Annotated in this window: 1 protein-coding gene; it reads left to right on the forward strand. The window is 67.9% G+C overall.

Translation table 11 applies throughout. The annotated features are described in order from the left end of the window. The coding region (locus tag NFT33_RS11575) for an ISAs1 family transposase (protein ID WP_251675449.1) at positions 1 to 277 on the forward strand (277 nt) is incomplete at both ends.

Raw genomic sequence — 277 nt, forward strand, 5'->3', positions numbered from 1 at the left:
TTCCGCAACTGGATGGCGCAGATCTGCCCGAGTCTGGCGCAGGAACACATTGCCATCGACGGCAAGACGCTGCGCGGCTCGCGTACGGCGGACGGGGCGTTGCACCTGGTGACGGCCTGGCACTGCGGCAAGGGCGTGACGCTGGGGCAGATCAGGACGCAGGCCAAGAGCAACGAGATCACCGCGATCCCGGAACTGCTGGCCGGGCTGGACCTGCGCGGTGCCACGGTGACGATGGACGCGATGGGCTGCCAGAAGGCGATCGTGCAGCAGCTGG

This window comes from Sphaerotilus sp. FB-3 (genome assembly GCF_023706025.1).
GTDB classification, from domain to species: Bacteria; Pseudomonadota; Gammaproteobacteria; order Burkholderiales; family Burkholderiaceae_C; genus Sphaerotilus; species Sphaerotilus sulfidivorans.